The sequence below is a fragment of the Mesorhizobium sp. WSM1293 genome (genome assembly GCF_000513875.1).
GTDB classification, from domain to species: Bacteria; Pseudomonadota; Alphaproteobacteria; order Rhizobiales; family Rhizobiaceae; genus Mesorhizobium; species Mesorhizobium ciceri.
In genome coordinates this window covers 341716-358836 of the sequence record NZ_AZUV01000001.1, presented here as the reverse complement: position 1 = coordinate 358836, position 17121 = coordinate 341716, and the positions used below count along the sequence as shown (strand labels likewise).

The window sequence follows — 17121 nt, the reverse complement described above, 5'->3', positions numbered from 1 at the left end:
AACCGGTCATGCCGGCGCGGAGAGGCGCGACAGCAACCACTGGCGGAAATCCTGCTCGGCGCCGGTTAGGCGCGCTGTCGACGCCTTGGTCAGAAAATGGCCCGATGTGCTGGAGAGTTCGAAGTCGGAAAGCCTGACCAGCGTCTTGCTATCGAGCGCCGCATCGACCAGCGGCCGCGAGCCCAAAAGCACGCCGGCGCCGGCCTTGGCCGCTTCCATGGCGGCAACGAAGCTGTCGAAGCGGTGCGATCGCCTGGGATGGCCGGCCAGCCTGGCGGCAGCGAACCATTCCGCCCACATCTCGCGCGCGCCGGCAACCAGAAGCAGCGGCAAGGAGGTCCAGTCTGCGTCGCCGACCAGACCCGGAGCCGCCACCGGCACAAGCCGCTCGGCGGTCAGCCTGTCGGCTTCGCGGCCGGGGAAGGATCCGTTGCCGAAACGGATATCGAGCACCGAGCCCGGCAGGTCGTAATCGGTAGGGCGATGGATCGTCACCAGGTCGAGCTGGATGCGCGGCAGTGCCTTCGCGAGATCGGGCAGCGCCGGAACCAGCATCAGCAAGGCAAAGGAAATCGGCGCCCGGATGGTCACGGTCTGGACGGCGCGCGGCTCGAACAGTTCTGCGGTGCTGTTGCCGATGGTGGCGAAGGCCGACTGGATGTGGGGGAGGTAGGCTGCCCCCTCCGGCGACAGGGCGACGCCGCGCGCCAGCCGCGAAAACAAACGTGTCTTCAGCCGCTCCTCGAGAAACCGGATGTGCTGGCTGACGGCCGCCTGGGTGAGGCCAAGCTCGGCTGCCGCAGCGGTGAAATTCGACAGCCGCGCCGCAGCCTCGAAACTGCGCAGCCAGTCGAGCGGCGGCAGGGGTGTGGTTCGAGACATTAGTATATCGTGGTCATTGCCCAAAATATGATAATTTGAATTATGCCTCTCGCGCGATCAACATGCAATCGAAACCCCGCGGATCAGCTGCGGGGGACGCAATGGACAGGAACGGATCTCCATGCTCACCCAGGCGCTGATCGGCGACGAAGGCAGAACAATCGAACTTGGCTGGAAGGACGGGTCGCGCAGCCGCTTTCACGCCATGTGGCTGCGCGACAATGCGCTGGACGACAAGACGCGCAGCGCCGGCAATGGCCAACGGTTGATCACCATCCTCGACATTCCCGCCGACACCAGGATCGGCGCGGCATCGGTCAAGGGCGGTGCCCTGGAAGTCAGCTTCGTGCCGGAGCAGAAAACAGTGAGTTTCCCGGCGGCATGGCTGAGCGCCAACGCCTATGATCGTGACGCGGCCCGCCAGCCCGGCTGGACGGACGAGGCCACCGTGCGATGGACCAAGGCCTCGATGCAGAATTCGGTGCCGCGCGCCGGCTATGCTGCGGCCAGCCGCGATCGCGCTGTGCTGGGGCAATGGCTGTCGGCGGTGAAAACCTATGGCTTCGCGGTGATGGACGATCTGCCGACCGAATCCGGAGCGCTGTGCAAGGTGTCCGATCTGTTCGGCTATATCAGGGAGACCAATTACGGCCGCTGGTTCGAAGTGCGCGCCGAGGTCAATCCGAGCAATCTCGCCTACACCAATCTCGGGCTCCAGGCGCATACCGACAATCCCTATCGCGACCCCGTGCCGACGCTGCAGATCCTGTCCTGCATCGAGAATACGGTTGAGGGCGGCGAATCCAGCGTCGTCGACGGATTTGCCGTCGCGGCTGCGCTGCAGGCTGAGAACCCGGAAGGCTTCCGGCTGCTGAGCTCATGCCCGGCGCGCTTCGAATATGCCGGCTCTTCCGGTGTGCGGCTGCAGGCGAAGCGGCCGATGATCGAGCTCGGGCCCGATGGCGAGCTGATCTGCATCCGCTTCAACAACCGCTCGCTGGCGCCGACGGTCGACGTGCCCTTCGCCGATATGGAGGCGTACTACGCGGCCTACCGCCGGTTCGCCGAACTGATCGAGGATACATCCTTCGAAGTGACGTTCAAGCTCGAAGCGGGGCAGGCTTTCATCGTCGACAACACGCGCGTCATGCACGCCCGCAAGGCGTTTTCCGGAACCGGCAAGCGCTGGCTGCAGGGCTGTTACGCCGACAAGGATGGCCTGCTGTCGACGCTCGCGTCGATAGAACACGGGTTCAAGGAGGCGGCGGAATGAGCAGCCAGGATTTGAACGCGGACAATATCGTCGAATTCATTGCCGACATCTTCGAGCGCCGGGGTGCGGAATCCTACCTCGGCGAACCCGTCACCATGTCGGAGCACATGCTGCAGGGCGCCTGGTTCGCCGAAAAGGACGGCGCGCCGGACGAGCTGGTGGCGGCGGCGCTGCTGCACGACATTGGCCATTACACCAGCGAGTTCGGCACCTATTCGCCCGAGGATGTCGAGGACAAGCATCATGACGAAGCCGGCGGCGAAGTGCTGGCGCCGTTCTTTCCACCTGTCATCGTCGAATGCGTCAGGCTGCATGTCGCCGCCAAGCGCTATCTCTGCGCCACCGATCCGACCTATTTCGGCAGGCTTTCGCCGGCCTCGGTGCATACGCTGTCGCTGCAGGGCGGGCCGATGAATGCCGAGGAGGTGGCCGAGTTCCGCAAGAACCCGTTCCATGAGGAAGCGGTCCGGGTCCGCATCTGGGACGAGAGCGGCAAGATTGCCAACATGAGGACGCGGACGTTTCGCGATTACGTGCCGCTGTTGCAGCGGGTGGTGACGCAGTTCGCGGCGGGTAAGCCGGCGTAATTCCCTCAAAGGAAGGAGGCAGGGTGCAAGCCCTGCCTTCTTTCTTCCGGCTTCGCCGGAATCGCGCTCGCCTACCCCTTGTGATGCACCTGCTGCAGCCCGTAGACCGGCGTCGCCAAGCCGGCCTGCCTGGCTTTCAGCTGCAGCGCCAGGAATTGTGAATAGTGGCGTGACTGGTGCAGGTTGCCGCCGTGAAACCACAGCGCTTCCTGCTGTGTAGGCTTCCACATGTTGCGCAACTCGCCTTCCCAGGGGCCGGGATCCTTGGTGGTGTTCGAGCCGAGGCCCCAGCATTTGCCGACCTTGTCGGCGGTTTCGCGCGATATCAGATCGGCGGCCCAGCCGTTCATCGAGCCGTAGCCGGTGGCGTAGACGATGAGGTCCGCAGGCAGTTCCGACCCGTCGCTGAGCAGGACCGAGTGCTGCTTGATCTCTTCGACGTCGACGCCGCTCTTCAGCTTGATCGAACCATCGATGACCAACTGCGATGCGCCAACATCGATGTAATAGCCAGAGCCGCGCCTGAGGTACTTCATGAACAGGCCGGACTCGTCGTCGCCCCAGTCGAGCATGAAACCGGCCTTTTCCAGTCCCTTGTAGAATGCCGCATCGCGTTTCTTCATCTCGGCATAGGCCGGGATCTGGAACTGGTGCAGGATCTTGTAGGGCAGCGAAGCGAAGATGAGATCGGCCTTGGCGGTGGTGATGCCATTCTGCAGCGCCTGCTCCGAATAGAGCGAACCCAGTCCGATTTCCATCAACGTGTCGGACCTGGAGATATGGGTACTTGAGCGCTGCACCATGGTCACGTCGGCGCCGGCTTCCCAAAGTGCGGCAGCGATGTCATGGGCGGAATTGTTGGATCCGATGACAACGGCCTTTTTGCCGGCATAGGCGTCGGGACCCGGATGCTTCGACGAGTGGTGCTGATCGCCCTCGAAGGTCTCCATGCCCTTGAATTTCGGCAGATTGGCTTTGCCGGACTGTCCGGTCGCCAGCACCAGCTGCTTCGGCTTCAGCGTGATGTCCTTGCCGTCACGGTGGACGACAACGGTCCATTCCTTCGTCTTGTCGTCATAAGAGGCGCTTTTGGCCTCGGTCGAGGACCAGTAATTCAGCTCCATTACCTTGGTGTACATTTCCAGCCAGTCGCCGATCTTGTCCTTGGGCGAGAAGACCGGCCAGTTCTTGGGGAAATCGATATAGGGCAGATGGTCGTACCAGACCGGGTCATGCAGGCAGAGCGACTTGTAGCGCTTGCGCCAGCTGTCGCCGGCACGCTCGTTCTTCTCGATGATGATGGTCGGCACGCCAAGCTGCCGCAGCCGCGCGCCGAGCGCGATACCGCCCTGGCCGCCACCGATGATCACCGTATAGGGCTGCGTCTTGAAGCCGAGCTCGGCGGCTTCCCTCTCGCGCTCTTCCTTCCATGTCGGACGGTTCTTGCCCGAGCCGTGCCTGGCGCCCATCGGCCGCGCGAAGCCTGCCGGCTCCTCGTGGCCTTTCAGTTCGGCCATGGTGGTCAGCAGCGTCCAGATCTTGCCGTTCTTCAGCCTGATATGGCCGAAGCCGCGTGCCGCCTCCGTCTCGAAGCTGATCCAGCCCTCGATCAGTTCGCCGCTCTCGGTCGCGTCCTCGCCCTTGGCGATGGCGAAGTGCGATGGCCTGGTGTTCGACAACTGGCTTTTCAGCATGTCGCGGACCTGGTCGCGGCCTTCCATGGTCTTGATGTTCCAGGTGAAGGTAACGAGGTCGCGCCAGTAGCAATCTTTTTGAAAGCAATCGACCGCCTTCTCGATGTCATTGGCAGCAAGCGCGGCGCCGAACTGGTCGAGTACGTCAGACAGTTTCTTGCTAGAGGGCTTGTCGAGCATCAGGTTTCCTCCCGTGAAATCCAGATCGTCATGGTGGTGGCTCCGACGGGCTTGCCGCCGGACGATCAAGTATCGTCAGAGATGGCGGCCCTCGTCACGCCCCACCATAGTTTCCAGCGGTTTCAATGGTTTATTCGCAAAATGGGATCACCCGGCGGTTTCGCAATCGCCCGGGCGCCGGAAACGACCGTCCCATTTGTGAATGCCGCGCCGGTCGCGCAAAGTTGATGGTCAAATGCCGCAATGCGGTCACCGGGGACGATGACAACCGATCGGTGAGAAGCCGGGAAGCGGTGGCGGGCAGCAGGGCGGTTCCTGGGATTTTCTGGATGCGGAACTCTGGAGCCCGTTGTGATTATCATATCCTTTTTCCAAGCGTCTTCACGCCACTTTCTCGGCCGGCGTGGACGTGCTGCAGCAATGGCCGCGGTCATCGCCTTGAGTGCGACGCTGACCGGCCCGCTGGTGCTGCCCGGAACACAGGCGCATGCGGCGGAAATTTCCGTCACCGTCCGCGAAAGGCTTTCGAACTATGGCGGATGGCGAACCTCCAGCCGCTTCGGCGATGTCTGGGTTCCCTCGGTGCGTACCCAATGGCGGCCCTACACCGAAGGCAGGTGGGTCTGGACCGACGATGGCTGGTACTGGCAGTCCACCGAGCCATTCGGCGATGTCGTCTATCACTATGGCCGCTGGGCGTATGATCCCGATTTCGGCTGGGTGTGGATCGCCGGCGATCAATGGGCGCCAGCCTGGGTGGTCTGGCGTCAGGGCGGCAATGATGTCGGCTGGGCTCCGGCGCCGCCCGACGTCGGTGTCGCCTTCGACGACGCCTGGTGGTGTTTCGTGCCGGTGGCGGCGATCGGCGCGGTGGATCTGGTCAGGGTGGTGCGGCCGGTTCAGGAGAACGTCGTCATCGTGCGCAACACGACATTCATCAACCAGACGGTCGTGGTCAACAATGCGCCACGCGTGCGGCTTGGCAACCAGGTGGTTGCAATCAATGCCGGACCCCGGCTGCAGCAACTCCCGAAGCCAGTCATCGACTCGATCAAGGCGGCAAGACTGGTTCCTCCGCCCAAAGGCGTGTTTGCCAGTGCACGTCTCGATGCTTCCAGGGGCGCCGAGATCAAGAGGCTTGCCGGCAATGCACTGCCTGCCACCAAGGCGGCCAATGGGAACGGGCAAATCGTGGCGGGCCATGGCCCCAAGATTGCAGCGGCGACAAGGCCACGTCTCCGAGCGCGGTGGCTGCCAGCAATCCAGCCGTCGTGAAGCCTGGCAACACTGTGCGCAAGCGGATGGTCGCCGGCAACGGCGCGAAGGCCGATGCGCTCAAGCTGCATGCCGACAGGACCGCGGGCGATGGACGTATCGTTGTCAAATCGTCGGCCAAACCGGGGTCGGCCAAGCCGGTCTCGGGGCAGCGTCCTGCACGCGGTGCCGGGCAACAGAAGCCGCATCAGCAGGCGATGGCAATGCACGTGCCCCAGCACCATGGCCCGGCAAGGGTGGCACCTCACCATCTGCCAGCGAAGATGCAGGCGAGGAAGGTGTCCAACTGCGATCCGCGCGTTTCCCGCTGCAAGGCGCCGGGCTGATCGCCTCAATCGCGCCGGCACGCTGTGCGCGCCGGTGCGATTTTTCCCGTTGACAGGTCGCCTTGCCCGCCCTTAGTGTCCGCCACCATGAAAACAGCACTCATTCTCGTAGGAAAGCGCGTGGGCAAGGCGGTGTAACCGCCGGGCGAAAACCCCCCATGCGCAAGACACAGGCTCCCTCGGGGGCCTTTTTTATTGCCTGAAACACGACTAAACGACCAGCAAACGCCCAATGGCGACAGTACGGGACCAGACCGATGAGCAACGGACAGAACGAGCGGCGCGAGATGACGGGCGCCGAAATGGTGGTGCAGGCGCTGAAGGACAATGGCGTCAAGCATGTCTTCGGCTATCCCGGCGGCGCTGTCCTTCCGATCTATGACGAGATTTTTCAGCAAGACGAGGTCGAGCACATACTGGTGCGCCATGAGCAGGGCGCCGGCCATGCGGCGGAAGGCTATGCGCGTTCGACCGGCAAGGCCGGCGTGATGCTGGTGACCTCCGGCCCGGGCGCCACCAATGCGGTGACGCCGCTGCAGGACGCGTTGATGGATTCGATCCCGCTGGTCTGCCTGACCGGGCAGGTGCCGACCTCGCTGATCGGCTCGGACGCTTTTCAGGAATGCGATACGGTCGGCATCACGCGCCCCTGCACCAAGCACAACTGGCTGGTGAAGGACGTCAACGAGCTCGCCGCCACCATCCACGAGGCCTTTCATGTCGCGACCACCGGCCGTCCCGGTCCGGTCGTCGTCGACATCCCGAAGGATGTGCAGTTCGCCAAGGGATTCTATGTCCCGCCGCAGATCGCGCCACGCACCAGCTACCAGCCAAAGGTCCAGGGCGACCTGGAGAAGATCAAGGCGGCGGTCGAGTTGATGGCGGGCGCCAAGAAGCCGATCATCTACAGCGGCGGCGGCGTCATCAATTCCGGCCCGGAAGCGAGCCATCTGCTGCGCGAACTGGTCGATCTCACCGGTTTCCCGATCACCTCGACGCTGATGGGCCTCGGCGCCTATCCGGCATCAGGCAAGAACTGGATGGGCATGCTCGGCATGCACGGCACCTATGAAGCCAACATGGCCATGCATGATTGCGACGTGATGATCTGCATCGGCGCGCGCTTCGACGACCGCATCACCGGCCGGCTGACCGCCTTCTCGCCGAACTCGAAGAAGATCCACATCGACATCGATCCGTCGTCGATCAACAAGAACGTCCACACCGAGGTGCCGATCATCGGCGATGTCGGCCGGGTGCTGGAGGATATGGTGCGGCTGTGGCGGGCGAGCGCCAAGGCCGACAAGAAGGCGCTCTACCCCTGGTGGGAGCAGATCGCCAAATGGCGTGCGCGCGACTCGCTCGCCTACAAGATGAACAACGACGTGATCATGCCGCAATACGCCATCGAGCGGCTCTACGAACTGACCAAGGGCATGGACACCTACATCACCACCGAGGTCGGCCAGCACCAGATGTGGGCGGCGCAGCACTATCGTTTCGAGAAGCCGAACCGCTGGATGACGTCGGGCGGGCTGGGCACGATGGGTTATGGCCTGCCGGCAGCACTCGGCGTGCAGATCGCGCATCCCGACGCTTTGGTCATCGACATTGCGGGCGACGCCTCGGTGCAGATGACGATGCAGGAGATGAGCGCGGCGGTGCAGCACGACGCGCCGATCAAGATCTTCATCCTCAACAACCAGTATATGGGCATGGTGCGGCAGTGGCAGCAATTGCTGCACGGCAACCGGCTGTCGCATTCCTATACCGAGGCGATGCCGGACTTCGTCAAGCTGGCCGAGGCCTATGGCGGCCACGGCATTCGCTGCGAAAAGCCGGACGAGCTGGACGACGCGATCAAGGAGATGATCTCGGTCAGGAAGCCGGTGCTGTTCGATTGCCGCGTGGCGACGCTCGCCAACTGCTTCCCGATGATCCCGTCGGGCAAGGCGCATAACGAGATGCTGTTGCCCGACGAGGCGACCGACGAGGCGGTGGCCAATGCCATCGACGCCAAGGGCAGGGAACTGGTGTAGCCGGCAGAACCAAGGCAGGGCTGTCGCGAGAAAGCCCTGCGCAAACAACGAATTAGCTCAAGAGCTTGAAATCGAGATTCATGTCATGAACGCACAGCTACAACCGACCGGTTCGGCCTATTTTATCGCCAAGGAAACGGAAAAGCCGGAAAACCACACGCTTTCCGTGCTGGTCGACAATGAGCCGGGCGTGCTTGCCCGGGTCATCGGCCTATTTTCCGGGCGCGGCTACAACATCGAGAGCCTGACCGTCTCCGAGACCGAGCATGAAAAACACCTGTCGCGCATCACCATCGTGACGCGCGGCACGCCGCATGTGCTGGAGCAGATCAAGCACCAGCTGGAGCGCATCGTGCCGGTGCACCGCGTCGTCGACCTGACCGTGCGCTCGCATGAATCCGGCCAGGAGCGGCCGCTGGAGCGCGAACTGGCGCTGGTCAAGGTCGCCGGCATCGGCGAGGCCCGGGTCGAGGCGCTGCGGCTGGCCGATGCGTTCCGCGCCAGCGTCATCGACGCCAACACCGAGCATTTCATCTTCGAGATCACCGGCAAGGGCTCCAAGATCGATCAGTTCATCGCCATCATGAAGCCGCTCGGCCTGGTCGAAATCTGCCGCACCGGCGTGGCGGCGTTGAACCGCGGCCCGCAGGCGATGTAGGCCTTCGGTGCTGGCGCCGGGCGCGCCAGCCAGCTTCCACAGTGAGGCTTCTGGCCCCGCTGTGGGCCGTCCGTGGGCCTTTGCGGGTTGCCTAGAAAAGACAACGATCCTGACTTGTCGGGGAGGATATCCATGTCGCTTGACGCTTTCCTTGCCCTGCTTGTCTACGCCTTGGTGACTTCGATCACGCCGGGGCCGAACAATCTCATGCTTCTGGCATCGGGCGTGAATTTCGGCATCGTCAGAACCGTTCCGCACATGCTTGGCATCAGCATGGGTTTCCTCGTGCTGCTGCTTGCCGTCGGTCTTGGCCTTGGCGCTGTGTTGACGGCGTTTCCGGCGCTGCATACCGCGCTCAAGATCGCCGGCGGCGCCTATCTTTTGTACCTCGCCTGGAAGATCGCCATGTCGCGCACGCTGACCGGCAAGGGCGAGACGAAGGCGCGGCCGATGCGCTTCATCGAGGCGGCTGCATTCCAGTGGGTCAATCCCAAGGCGTGGGTGATGGCGATCACCGCCATGGCCGTCTATGCCAATGCCGAGCACCCGTTCCTGTCGGTGGTGTTGATCGCTGTGGCCTTCACCATCGTTAATTTACCGAGCGTCTCGGTGTGGGCTGGGTTCGGCACCGCGCTGCGCGGTTTCCTGTCGGACCCGGTACGGCTGAAATGGTTCAACATCGCCATGGGCGTGCTGCTGGCGGCGACGCTTTGGCCGATGCTCAAATAGGTCGAGACGCGCACATTCTGGTCGTCTCAGGCCGGAAGGCGATGGCTCGCAAGCCGTCGGATGGGGATTCAGCCCGTGTTGCACATCCATTGTGCAGTGCACATTAAATCTTCGTAATGCCGTGTTTTGGCCCTTTTCCGACAAAGGCGCGTCCTATCTATTCGGCGAAATCGCGGCAACGGGCCGTGATTTGCGCTAGAGTAGAACCATCGGACCACGACGTGTCGGGTGGAGAGGGCCTTTGACCATGCGTGGAAAAGTCGTTCTTTCGTTGCTTGCCGTCGCCTGTGCGGGCGCGGCCTGGCTCTATGTGTCTCCGGACGCGCTGAGCAAGGCTCAGCAGCTCATCGGCGCAAAGCAGGTCGCTGCCGCGGACAAATCGGCAACCGGCAAGCCGGCAGCGGGCGACAAGGTGGCAGGTGGCGGCGGTGCCGCCCGCTCGGCTTCCATCCTCTCGGCCGTCGCCTCGACAGCCGATTTCCCGATCCGGCGTTATGCGATCGGCTTCGTCTCGTCTCCCGCCGTCGTCAACATCAACGCGCGGGTGTCCAGCCAGATCGTCTCGATCGACGTCAAGGATGGGCAGATGGTCAGGGTCGGCGACGTTCTGTTCTCGCTCGATGACCGGGCGCTGAAGGCGCAGCTGGCAAAGGATCAAGCGGCGCTCGCCAAGGATCAGGCGCTGCTTGCCAGTTCGAATTCCGATCTCCAGCGCGCCAAGGATCTGGTTGCCAAGCAGGCCGGCACGCAGCAGACCTACGACCAGGCCGTCGCCGCGCAGAAGGCTGCCGCTGCGACCGTTGACGCCGACAAGGCGACAATCGACGCCGACAATGTCCAGCTTGGCTTCGCCACGATCACGGCGCCGATTTCCGGCAGGTTGGGTGCGGTCAGCGTCGCCGTCGGCGATCTCGTCACCGTCAGCAATGGCAACAGCAGCACGGCGACCCCGCTGGTGACCATCACCCAGATGGACCCGCTGCAGGTCAACTTCAATCTGCCGGAAAGCAATCTCGCCCTGCTGCACAAGGCGCTTGCCAATCCGCAGCAGGGCGCGGTGACACTGACCAAGGATGGTGACCCGACGCCGATCGGCAAGGGCACGCTCGATTTCGTCGACTCCAGCGTCGACACCGCGTCGGGCACTATCGCGACGCGGGCAAGTATTCCCAATGCCGACCTTTCGCTATGGCCCGGCCAGTATGTGAATGTCGTGCTCGACGCCGGCATCATGCCGCAGATGACATCGGTTCCTACCGTCGCGGTGCAGCCAAGCCAGAAGGGCCCGTTCGTCTATGTGGTCAAGCCGGACAACACGGTCGAGATGCGGCCGGTGCAGGTGGCGCTGACCGAAGGCGACAACAGCGCCATCAGCCAGGGGCTGAAAAGCGGTGAGAAGGTTGTCACCGAGGGCCAGACACGGCTGAAGGACGGCGCCGCGGTGCATGAAGGCAAGACCACAGCGGGTGCCGCTGCGCCCAAGGTGGCCGAGGCGACCAGCGCCGGCGAGGCGGCCCAATGATTTCCGAATTCTGCATACGCCGGCCCGTCGCCACCCTTCTGATGTCGTTCGCCCTCGTGCTGGGCGGGCTGTTCGCCTACAAGTTCCTGCCGGTGGCGGCACTGCCCAGCGCCGAATTCCCGGTGGTCAACGTCTCGGCCTCGCTGCCCGGCGCCTCGCCGGAAACCATGGCGACATCGGTGGCGACGCCGCTGATCAAGCAGTTCGCCACCATCGCCGGCATCGATTCGATCTCGACCACCAACTCGCTTGGCCAGACTTCGATCGCCATCCAGTTCGTGCTCAACCGCGACATCGACGCGGCGGCGGCCGACGTGCAGGCGGCGATCGCGCGCACGCAGAAATCATTGCCGCCGCAGATGACGGCGCCGCCGAGCTATCGCAAGGTCAATCCGGCCGACGCGCCGATCCTTTTGATGTCGCTGGTCAGCGACACGGTTCCGCTGACCGACCTCGATGCGTTCGCGGAAAACGTCATCTCGCCGTCGCTGTCGACCATCGACGGCGTGGCGCAGGTCTCGATCTTCGGCCAGCAGAAATACGCGGTGCGCATCCAGATCGACCCGACCGCGCTTGCCGCACGCGGCATCTCGATCGATCAGCTGCAGGCGGCGGTTGCCTCGGCCAACAGCAACACGCCGCTCGGCGTGCTCCAGAACGACAAGCAGCAGCTCACCATCACCGCCAACACGCAGCTGACCGACGCCGCCGGTTTCTCCAACATCATCATCGCCACCAAAAACGGTCACCCGGTACGGCTGGGCGAGGTGACCCGCGTGGTCGATTCGGTGCAGACGACCACGACCGCAAGTTGGTACGACGGTACGCGCGCGATCATCATGGCCGTGCAGCGCCAGCCCGACGCCAACACTGTCGACGTCGTCGACAAGGTCAAGGCGATGCTGCCGTCCTTCAAGGACCAGATGCCGGCCGCCGCCGACATCAAGTTGCTTAACGACCGCTCCAGTTCGATCCGGCAGGCGGTCAGCGACGTGCAGTTCACGCTGCTGCTCACCATTGCCCTGGTCATCATGGTGATCTTCGTGTTCCTGCGCCGGGTGACGGCGACAATCATCCCGGCCGTGGCGGTGCCGATCTCGCTGATCGCCACGCTCGGCGCGATGTTCCTATTCGGCTTTTCCATCGACAACATCTCGCTGATGGGCCTGACCCTGGCGGTCGGCCTCGTCGTCGACGACGCCATCGTGATGCTTGAAAACATCTTCCGCCACATGGAGGAGGACGGGCTGTCGGCCTTCGACGCCTCGCTGAAGGGCGCGCGCGAAATCGGCTTCACCATCATCTCGATCTCGATCTCGCTGGTGGCGGTTTTCATCCCCGTGCTGCTGATGGGCGGCGTCATCGGGCGCATCTTCAACGAGTTCGCCGTGGTGGTGACGGTCGCCATCCTGGCGTCGATGTTCGTGTCGCTGACGCTGACGCCGATGCTGTGCTCGCGGCTGCTGTCGGTGACCAAAGCCGACCGCGACAAGCATGGCCCCGGTCACAAGCAGGACCTCGTCACGCGCGGCTACGACAGGGTCTTGAGCTTCTGCCTGCGGCACACCTTCCTGGTGTTCCTCGTCTTCGTCGGCACCGCGGCAGCGTCGGTGTGGCTGATCCAGATCTCGCCGAAGGGCTTCTTCCCGCAAGAGGATATCGGCCAGATATCGGTGACCACCATCGCACGTCAGGACATCTCGTTCGACGCCATGTCCAGGCTGCAAGGGCAGGTCGCCAGCGTCTTCTCGCATTCGCCCTATGTCGACCATGTGGCGTGGTCGGCGGGCAGCGGCAACAACGCGCTCAACCAGGGGCAGCTCTTCGTCCAGCTCAAGGGCAAGGACCAGCGCCCCGATATCGAGAAGGTGCTTGCGGATCTGCGCAAGCAACTGGCCGGCGTGGCGGGCATCGAGACCTACATGCAGCCGGTGCAGAATTTGAGGCTGGGCTCGCGGTCGTCCGCAAGCGCCTACCAGCTCGTGGTTCAGGGCCTTGATACCGGCCTTACCGATATTTGGGCGCAGAAACTGAACGACGCGATGGCGGCCGACCATGCGAACTTCACCGACGTCACCAGCGACCTGCAGAACAATGCGCTGCAGGCGACGCTGGTGGTGGATCGCGACAAGGCCGCCCAACTCGGTATCGATACCGACACGTTGCGCTCCGCCCTCTATGGCGGGTTCGGCACCGACCAGGTTTCGACCATCTTCGGTTCGGCCGACAGCTATGAAGTCATCACCGAGCTCGATCCCAAGATCGAGTGGTCGCCCGAGCGGATGCTGGCCATCCAGATGAGGACGGCGAGCGGCAGTCTTGTTCCGCTCGGCGCCTTCGCCCGCGTCGATCGCACGGCCGGCGCCCTGACCGTCAACCAGCTCGGCCAGCTTCCAGCCGTGACCATCTCCTACAATCTGCCGCAGGGCGTGGCGCTGGGCGACAGTGTGACGCGCATCAATGCGCTAAAAGAGCAGATCGGCATGCCGACGGTGATCTCGACGACCTTTGCCGGCACGGCCAAGACCTTCCAGGATTCGCTGGCCAACCAGGGTTTTCTGGTCGGCGGCGCAATCCTGACCATCTACATCGTGCTCGGCATCCTCTACGAAAGCTTCATCCACCCGCTGACCATCCTCACCGGCCTGCCGTCGGCCGTACTGGGAGCGGTCGTTGCGCTGCGCTTCGCCGGCATGGATCTGTCGGTCATCGCGGTGATCGGCATCCTGATGCTGATCGGCATCGTCAAGAAGAACGGCATCATGATGGTCGATGTCGCGCTCGAACTGCGACGAGAAGGCATGTCGGCGACCGAGTCGATCCACAAGGCCTGCCTGATGCGCTTCAGGCCGATCATGATGACTACGCTGGCGGCACTCATGGGCACGTTCCCGATTGCGCTCGGCACCGGCGCCAGCGCCGAACTGCGCCAGCCGCTGGGCGTTGCCGTTGTCGGCGGCCTGCTTGCCTCGCAGGCACTGACCCTGTTCGTGACGCCGGTGATCTATGTCTACATGGAGAATTTCTCGGGCTGGCTGGTCGGGCTTTGGTCGAAGCGCAAGGGCGAGCCGGGCTCGGTCGAAGCGGGGGATCAGCCCTCGCTGTTCAAGCCCAGGGAAGACATGCTGCCCGAGCCGCAGCGGGCGGCCGCCGAATAGAGGCAGGGCCGGCGCCATGGTCCGCTGGCCCAAGCCGTCGCGCTTGCGGTGGCATCGCCGGAACCGTAATTTGCCGCCATGTCACACGATCATGACCACGACAACGAACTCGATCCGTTTGCCGCCCGCGTGCGCGCGCTGGAAACCATCCTGACCCAGAAGGGGCTGATCGATCCGGCGGCGATCGACGTCATCGTCGATACTTACGAGACGAAAATCGGTCCGCGCAACGGGGCCAGGGTGGTGGCGAAAGCCTGGAGCGATCCAGCCTTTGCCGACTGGCTGAAACGCGACGCGACGGCGGCGATCGCATCGCTGAGCTATACCGGCCGCCAGGGCGAGCACATGCAGGCGGTGTTCAACACGCAGGATACCCATAATCTCGTCGTCTGCACACTGTGCTCCTGCTATCCGTGGTCGGTGCTTGGCCTGCCGCCGGTCTGGTACAAGGCGCCGCCCTATCGTTCGCGCGCGGTGATCGATCCGCGCGGCGTGCTGGAGGAGTTCGGGCTGACGCTGCCGGCGGACAAGAAAATCCGCGTCTGGGATTCCACTGCCGAGCTGCGCTATCTCGTCGTGCCGATGCGGCCCGAGGGTACCGAGGGCTGGAGCGAGGAGCGGCTGGCGGAGCTGGTGAGCCGCGATGCGATGATCGGCACCGGCCTTACCCAAAGACCTGGAATAGAGGGGCAGCCGGCATGAACGGGCCGCAAGATCTCGGCGGACAGATGGGGTTCGGCCCGGTCGCGCCGGAAAAGGACGAACCTTACTTCCATGCCGCCTGGGAAAGGCGGGCGCTCGGCGTGACGCTGACTGCCGGCGCCATGGGCGCGTGGAACATCGACGAGAGCCGGCATGCACGGGAATCGCTGCATCCGGCTGTCTACTATTCATCGAGCTACTACGAGATATGGATCAAGGCGCTGGAGGTGCTGTTAAAGCGCCATGGCTTCGTCAGCCAGCGCGATCTCGAAGCGGGCAAGGCAGTCGATCCGGCAGCGACTCCCAAGAGGGTGCTGAAGGCGGAAAACGTGCCCGCGGTGTTGGCCAAGGGCAGCCCTTGCGACCGGCCGGTGGCGCAAGCGGCGCGGTTCAAGGCGGGCGACGCCGTGCGGACCAAGAACTTCAACCCGACCGGCCACACGCGGCTGCCGCGCTACGCACGCGGCAAGCACGGCGTGATCGAGGCGGTGCACGACGGTTTTGTTTTTCCCGACAGCAACGCGCATGGACACGGCGAAAATCCGCAATGGGTCTACACCGTGGTTTTCGAAGGATCGGAGATCTGGGGCGAGGGGGCCGACCCGACGCTTGTTGTGTCGATCGACGCCTGGGAGAGCTATCTTGAGCCGGCGTGATGGCCCCGCCGATTTGCCGCCGGGCGCCGATGCGCCTGTTTTCGCCGAGCCATGGCAAGCCGAAGCCTTCGCCATGACGGTTGCGCTGCACGACAAGGGCCTGTTTTCGTGGAGCGAGTGGGCGCAGGCACTGTCGGCAGAAGTGAAGAGACCGGGCGCCGCAGCGGACGGCCATGATTATTACGAACATTGGCTGGCTGCGTTGGAAAAGCTGCTTGCCTCAAAAGGTCTGGCCGCCAAGTCCGATGTCGATGCGATGGCAGAGGCATGGGAACGCGCCGCGCATGCCACCCCGCACGGCAAGCCGATCCTGCTGGAGAACGATCCTGGACCCTGACAGCAGGCTGCGAGCAGCCAGGCCAAAAAGATCAGTTTAGTCTTCCGTTATCTCAGTCCGGATTTCGCTCCTGCACTCAGTTGCAAATATTGGGGCCACCAGCGACCATATCCCCATGATGGAAAAGCCTGCCGCGCCCTGGCCTTTGCTGCAAATCGCGATCGAGCCGAAATCGAAGGCCGATCAGGAGCGGCTGCGTACCGCCTTGGCGAAGCTGGCGGACGAGGATGCTTTCTTCCGCGTCATGCAAGACGAGGAATCGGGCCAGACCATTATCGCCTTCATGGACGAACTCCACCTCGACATCATCATTGACCACCTGCGTCGCGAGTCCCAGGTCGATGTGAATATTGGTTCTCCACAAGTGGCCTATCGCGAGACGATCACCCGTACGCACAAGCAGGACTTCACGCACAAGAGGCAGTCCGGCGGCACCGGTCAGTTCGCCGGCGTCAAGATCATGTTCGAGCCGAACGCGGACAGCGCGGACTCCGTGTTCGAGTCCAGGATCGTCGGTGGTGCGCTTCATGGCGAATACATTGCGGGCGTCGAAAAGGGGCTGCGCAGCATATTGTCCTCAGGTCCATTTGCGGGCTTCCCGATGATCGGCGTCAAGGCGGTGCTGATGGATGGCGCTTTTCACGATACCGATTCCTCGGCTCTGGCTTTCGAGATCGCCGGCCGCGCCTGCTTTCGCGAAGCCGCGCCACGCCTCGGCGTGCAGTTGCTCGAGCCGATCATGAAGGTCGAAGTAATGACTTCAGCAACCCATGTCGGCAACGTCATCGCCGAACTGCAAAGCCGCCGTGGCCAGATCCTGAGTCGGGAAATCCGCGGCGTGGTCGTCGTCGTCAACGCGACAGTGCCGCTTAGAAATATGTCCAAGCTGGAGGATGCACTCCGGTCCTGTTCGAACGGGCAGGCACGGTTGAGCGTCAGCTATGCCGGATACGCTCCCGTTCCGCTACCACCCGACGACCGCGACCCGCGGGCCGCCATGGCCATTGCCTGAATTTCGCTTCCAGCCGACGTGGTCGGTTGTTCCCTTTACGTTCTTGTCTGTGCCTGATAGCCTGACCCGTCGGCGGCACTGAAGCGTCCCG

The 17121-nt window shown here is 63.3% G+C and carries 14 protein-coding genes and 1 pseudogene; 13 read left to right on the top strand and 2 right to left on the bottom strand.

Annotated elements, in window-relative coordinates:
* Window positions 1–6 precede the first annotated feature (6 nt).
* A complete protein-coding gene (locus M729_RS0101825; protein ID WP_024501405.1) occupies window positions 7–882 on the bottom strand; it encodes a LysR family transcriptional regulator in 876 nt (291 codons plus the stop codon).
* A gap of 121 nt (window positions 883–1003) precedes the next feature.
* On the opposite strand from M729_RS0101825, the gene M729_RS0101820 reads away from it, so the two are divergent.
* Together M729_RS0101820 and M729_RS0101815 are read left to right on the top strand one after the other, a co-directional pair.
* Window positions 1004–2155 carry a gamma-butyrobetaine dioxygenase gene (locus M729_RS0101820; protein ID WP_027160586.1) on the top strand — a complete coding sequence of 384 codons (1152 nt, stop codon included), beginning with the start codon at window positions 1004–1006 and terminating at the stop codon, window positions 2153–2155.
* Complete coding sequence (locus M729_RS0101815; protein WP_027160585.1) at window positions 2152–2742, top strand: HD domain-containing protein; 591 nt, start codon at window positions 2152–2154, stop codon at window positions 2740–2742. Before M729_RS0101820 ends, M729_RS0101815 begins: the two co-directional genes overlap by 4 nt.
* Before the next feature lie 71 nt (window positions 2743–2813).
* On the opposite strand, the gene M729_RS0101810 is transcribed toward M729_RS0101815, so the two are convergent.
* Entirely contained in the window at window positions 2814–4616 is a 1803-nt protein-coding gene (locus M729_RS0101810; protein ID WP_027160584.1) for an NAD(P)/FAD-dependent oxidoreductase, read from the bottom strand.
* A 420-nt stretch (window positions 4617–5036) separates the two neighbouring features.
* On the opposite strand from M729_RS0101810, the gene M729_RS1000000136420 reads away from it, so the two are divergent.
* The 11 genes and pseudogenes from M729_RS1000000136420 to fusA all read left to right on the top strand — a co-directional run.
* Window positions 5037–5891: a DUF6600 domain-containing protein gene (locus M729_RS1000000136420; protein ID WP_027160583.1), complete on the top strand. Its 855-nt coding sequence runs from the start codon at window positions 5037–5039 to the stop codon at window positions 5889–5891.
* A 14-nt stretch (window positions 5892–5905) separates the two neighbouring features.
* The gene (locus M729_RS1000000139110; protein WP_245267529.1) at window positions 5906–6217 is read left to right on the top strand and encodes a hypothetical protein; all 312 of its coding nucleotides are present in this window, start codon (window positions 5906–5908) and stop codon (window positions 6215–6217) included.
* Window positions 6218–6474: 257 nt separating this feature from the next.
* A complete protein-coding gene (locus tag M729_RS0101795; RefSeq protein ID WP_081714172.1) occupies window positions 6475–8256 on the top strand; it encodes an acetolactate synthase 3 large subunit in 1782 nt (593 codons plus the stop codon).
* Window positions 8257–8341: 85 nt separating this feature from the next.
* A complete protein-coding gene (gene ilvN, locus M729_RS0101790) occupies window positions 8342–8914 on the top strand; it encodes an acetolactate synthase small subunit (RefSeq protein WP_013531048.1) in 573 nt (190 codons plus the stop codon).
* 132 nt (window positions 8915–9046) lie between these two features.
* Window positions 9047–9643 carry a LysE family translocator gene (locus M729_RS0101785; RefSeq protein ID WP_024501399.1) on the top strand — a complete coding sequence of 199 codons (597 nt, stop codon included), beginning with the start codon at window positions 9047–9049 and terminating at the stop codon, window positions 9641–9643.
* 247 nt (window positions 9644–9890) lie between these two features.
* The gene (locus tag M729_RS0101780) at window positions 9891–11165 is read left to right on the top strand and encodes an efflux RND transporter periplasmic adaptor subunit (RefSeq protein ID WP_027160581.1); all 1275 of its coding nucleotides are present in this window, start codon (window positions 9891–9893) and stop codon (window positions 11163–11165) included.
* Window positions 11162–14323 carry an efflux RND transporter permease subunit gene (locus tag M729_RS0101775; RefSeq protein WP_027160580.1) on the top strand — a complete coding sequence of 1054 codons (3162 nt, stop codon included), beginning with the start codon at window positions 11162–11164 and terminating at the stop codon, window positions 14321–14323. The genes M729_RS0101780 and M729_RS0101775 overlap by 4 nt, the downstream gene beginning before the upstream one ends.
* Window positions 14324–14401: 78 nt before the next feature.
* On the top strand, window positions 14402–15025 hold the full coding sequence (nthA, locus tag M729_RS0101770; RefSeq protein ID WP_027160579.1) for a nitrile hydratase subunit alpha: 624 nt from the start codon (window positions 14402–14404) through the stop codon (window positions 15023–15025).
* Entirely contained in the window at window positions 15022–15681 is a 660-nt protein-coding gene (gene nthB, locus M729_RS0101765; protein ID WP_027160578.1) for a nitrile hydratase subunit beta, read from the top strand. The genes nthA and nthB overlap by 4 nt, the downstream gene beginning before the upstream one ends.
* Window positions 15668–16018 (top strand): nitrile hydratase accessory protein, encoded by a 351-nt coding sequence (locus M729_RS0101760; protein ID WP_027160577.1) that lies wholly within the window; start codon window positions 15668–15670, stop codon window positions 16016–16018. Before nthB ends, M729_RS0101760 begins: the two co-directional genes overlap by 14 nt.
* A 115-nt stretch (window positions 16019–16133) precedes the next feature.
* Window positions 16134–17030, top strand: a pseudogene (gene fusA / locus M729_RS01000000134575) (elongation factor G); the annotation flags it as partial.
* Between the last annotated feature and the right edge of the window lie 91 nt (window positions 17031–17121).

What these genes read in the sequence shown, in the direction of transcription:
- M729_RS0101825 (WP_024501405.1), bottom strand. Translation starts at nt 882, where the DNA reads ATGTCTCGAACCACACCCCTGCCGCCGCTCGACTGGCTGCGCAGTTTC.
- M729_RS0101820 (WP_027160586.1), top strand. Translation starts at nt 1,004, where the DNA reads ATGCTCACCCAGGCGCTGATCGGCGACGAAGGCAGAACAATCGAACTT.
- M729_RS0101815 (WP_027160585.1), top strand. Translation starts at nt 2,152, where the DNA reads ATGAGCAGCCAGGATTTGAACGCGGACAATATCGTCGAATTCATTGCC.
- M729_RS0101810 (WP_027160584.1), bottom strand. Translation starts at nt 4,616, where the DNA reads ATGCTCGACAAGCCCTCTAGCAAGAAACTGTCTGACGTACTCGACCAG.
- M729_RS1000000136420 (WP_027160583.1), top strand. Translation starts at nt 5,037, where the DNA reads ATGGCCGCGGTCATCGCCTTGAGTGCGACGCTGACCGGCCCGCTGGTG.
- M729_RS0101795 (WP_081714172.1), top strand. Translation starts at nt 6,475, where the DNA reads ATGAGCAACGGACAGAACGAGCGGCGCGAGATGACGGGCGCCGAAATG.
- ilvN (WP_013531048.1), top strand. Translation starts at nt 8,342, where the DNA reads ATGAACGCACAGCTACAACCGACCGGTTCGGCCTATTTTATCGCCAAG.
- M729_RS0101785 (WP_024501399.1), top strand. Translation starts at nt 9,047, where the DNA reads ATGTCGCTTGACGCTTTCCTTGCCCTGCTTGTCTACGCCTTGGTGACT.
- M729_RS0101780 (WP_027160581.1), top strand. Translation starts at nt 9,891, where the DNA reads ATGCGTGGAAAAGTCGTTCTTTCGTTGCTTGCCGTCGCCTGTGCGGGC.
- M729_RS0101775 (WP_027160580.1), top strand. Translation starts at nt 11,162, where the DNA reads ATGATTTCCGAATTCTGCATACGCCGGCCCGTCGCCACCCTTCTGATG.
- nthA (WP_027160579.1), top strand. Translation starts at nt 14,402, where the DNA reads ATGTCACACGATCATGACCACGACAACGAACTCGATCCGTTTGCCGCC.
- nthB (WP_027160578.1), top strand. Translation starts at nt 15,022, where the DNA reads ATGAACGGGCCGCAAGATCTCGGCGGACAGATGGGGTTCGGCCCGGTC.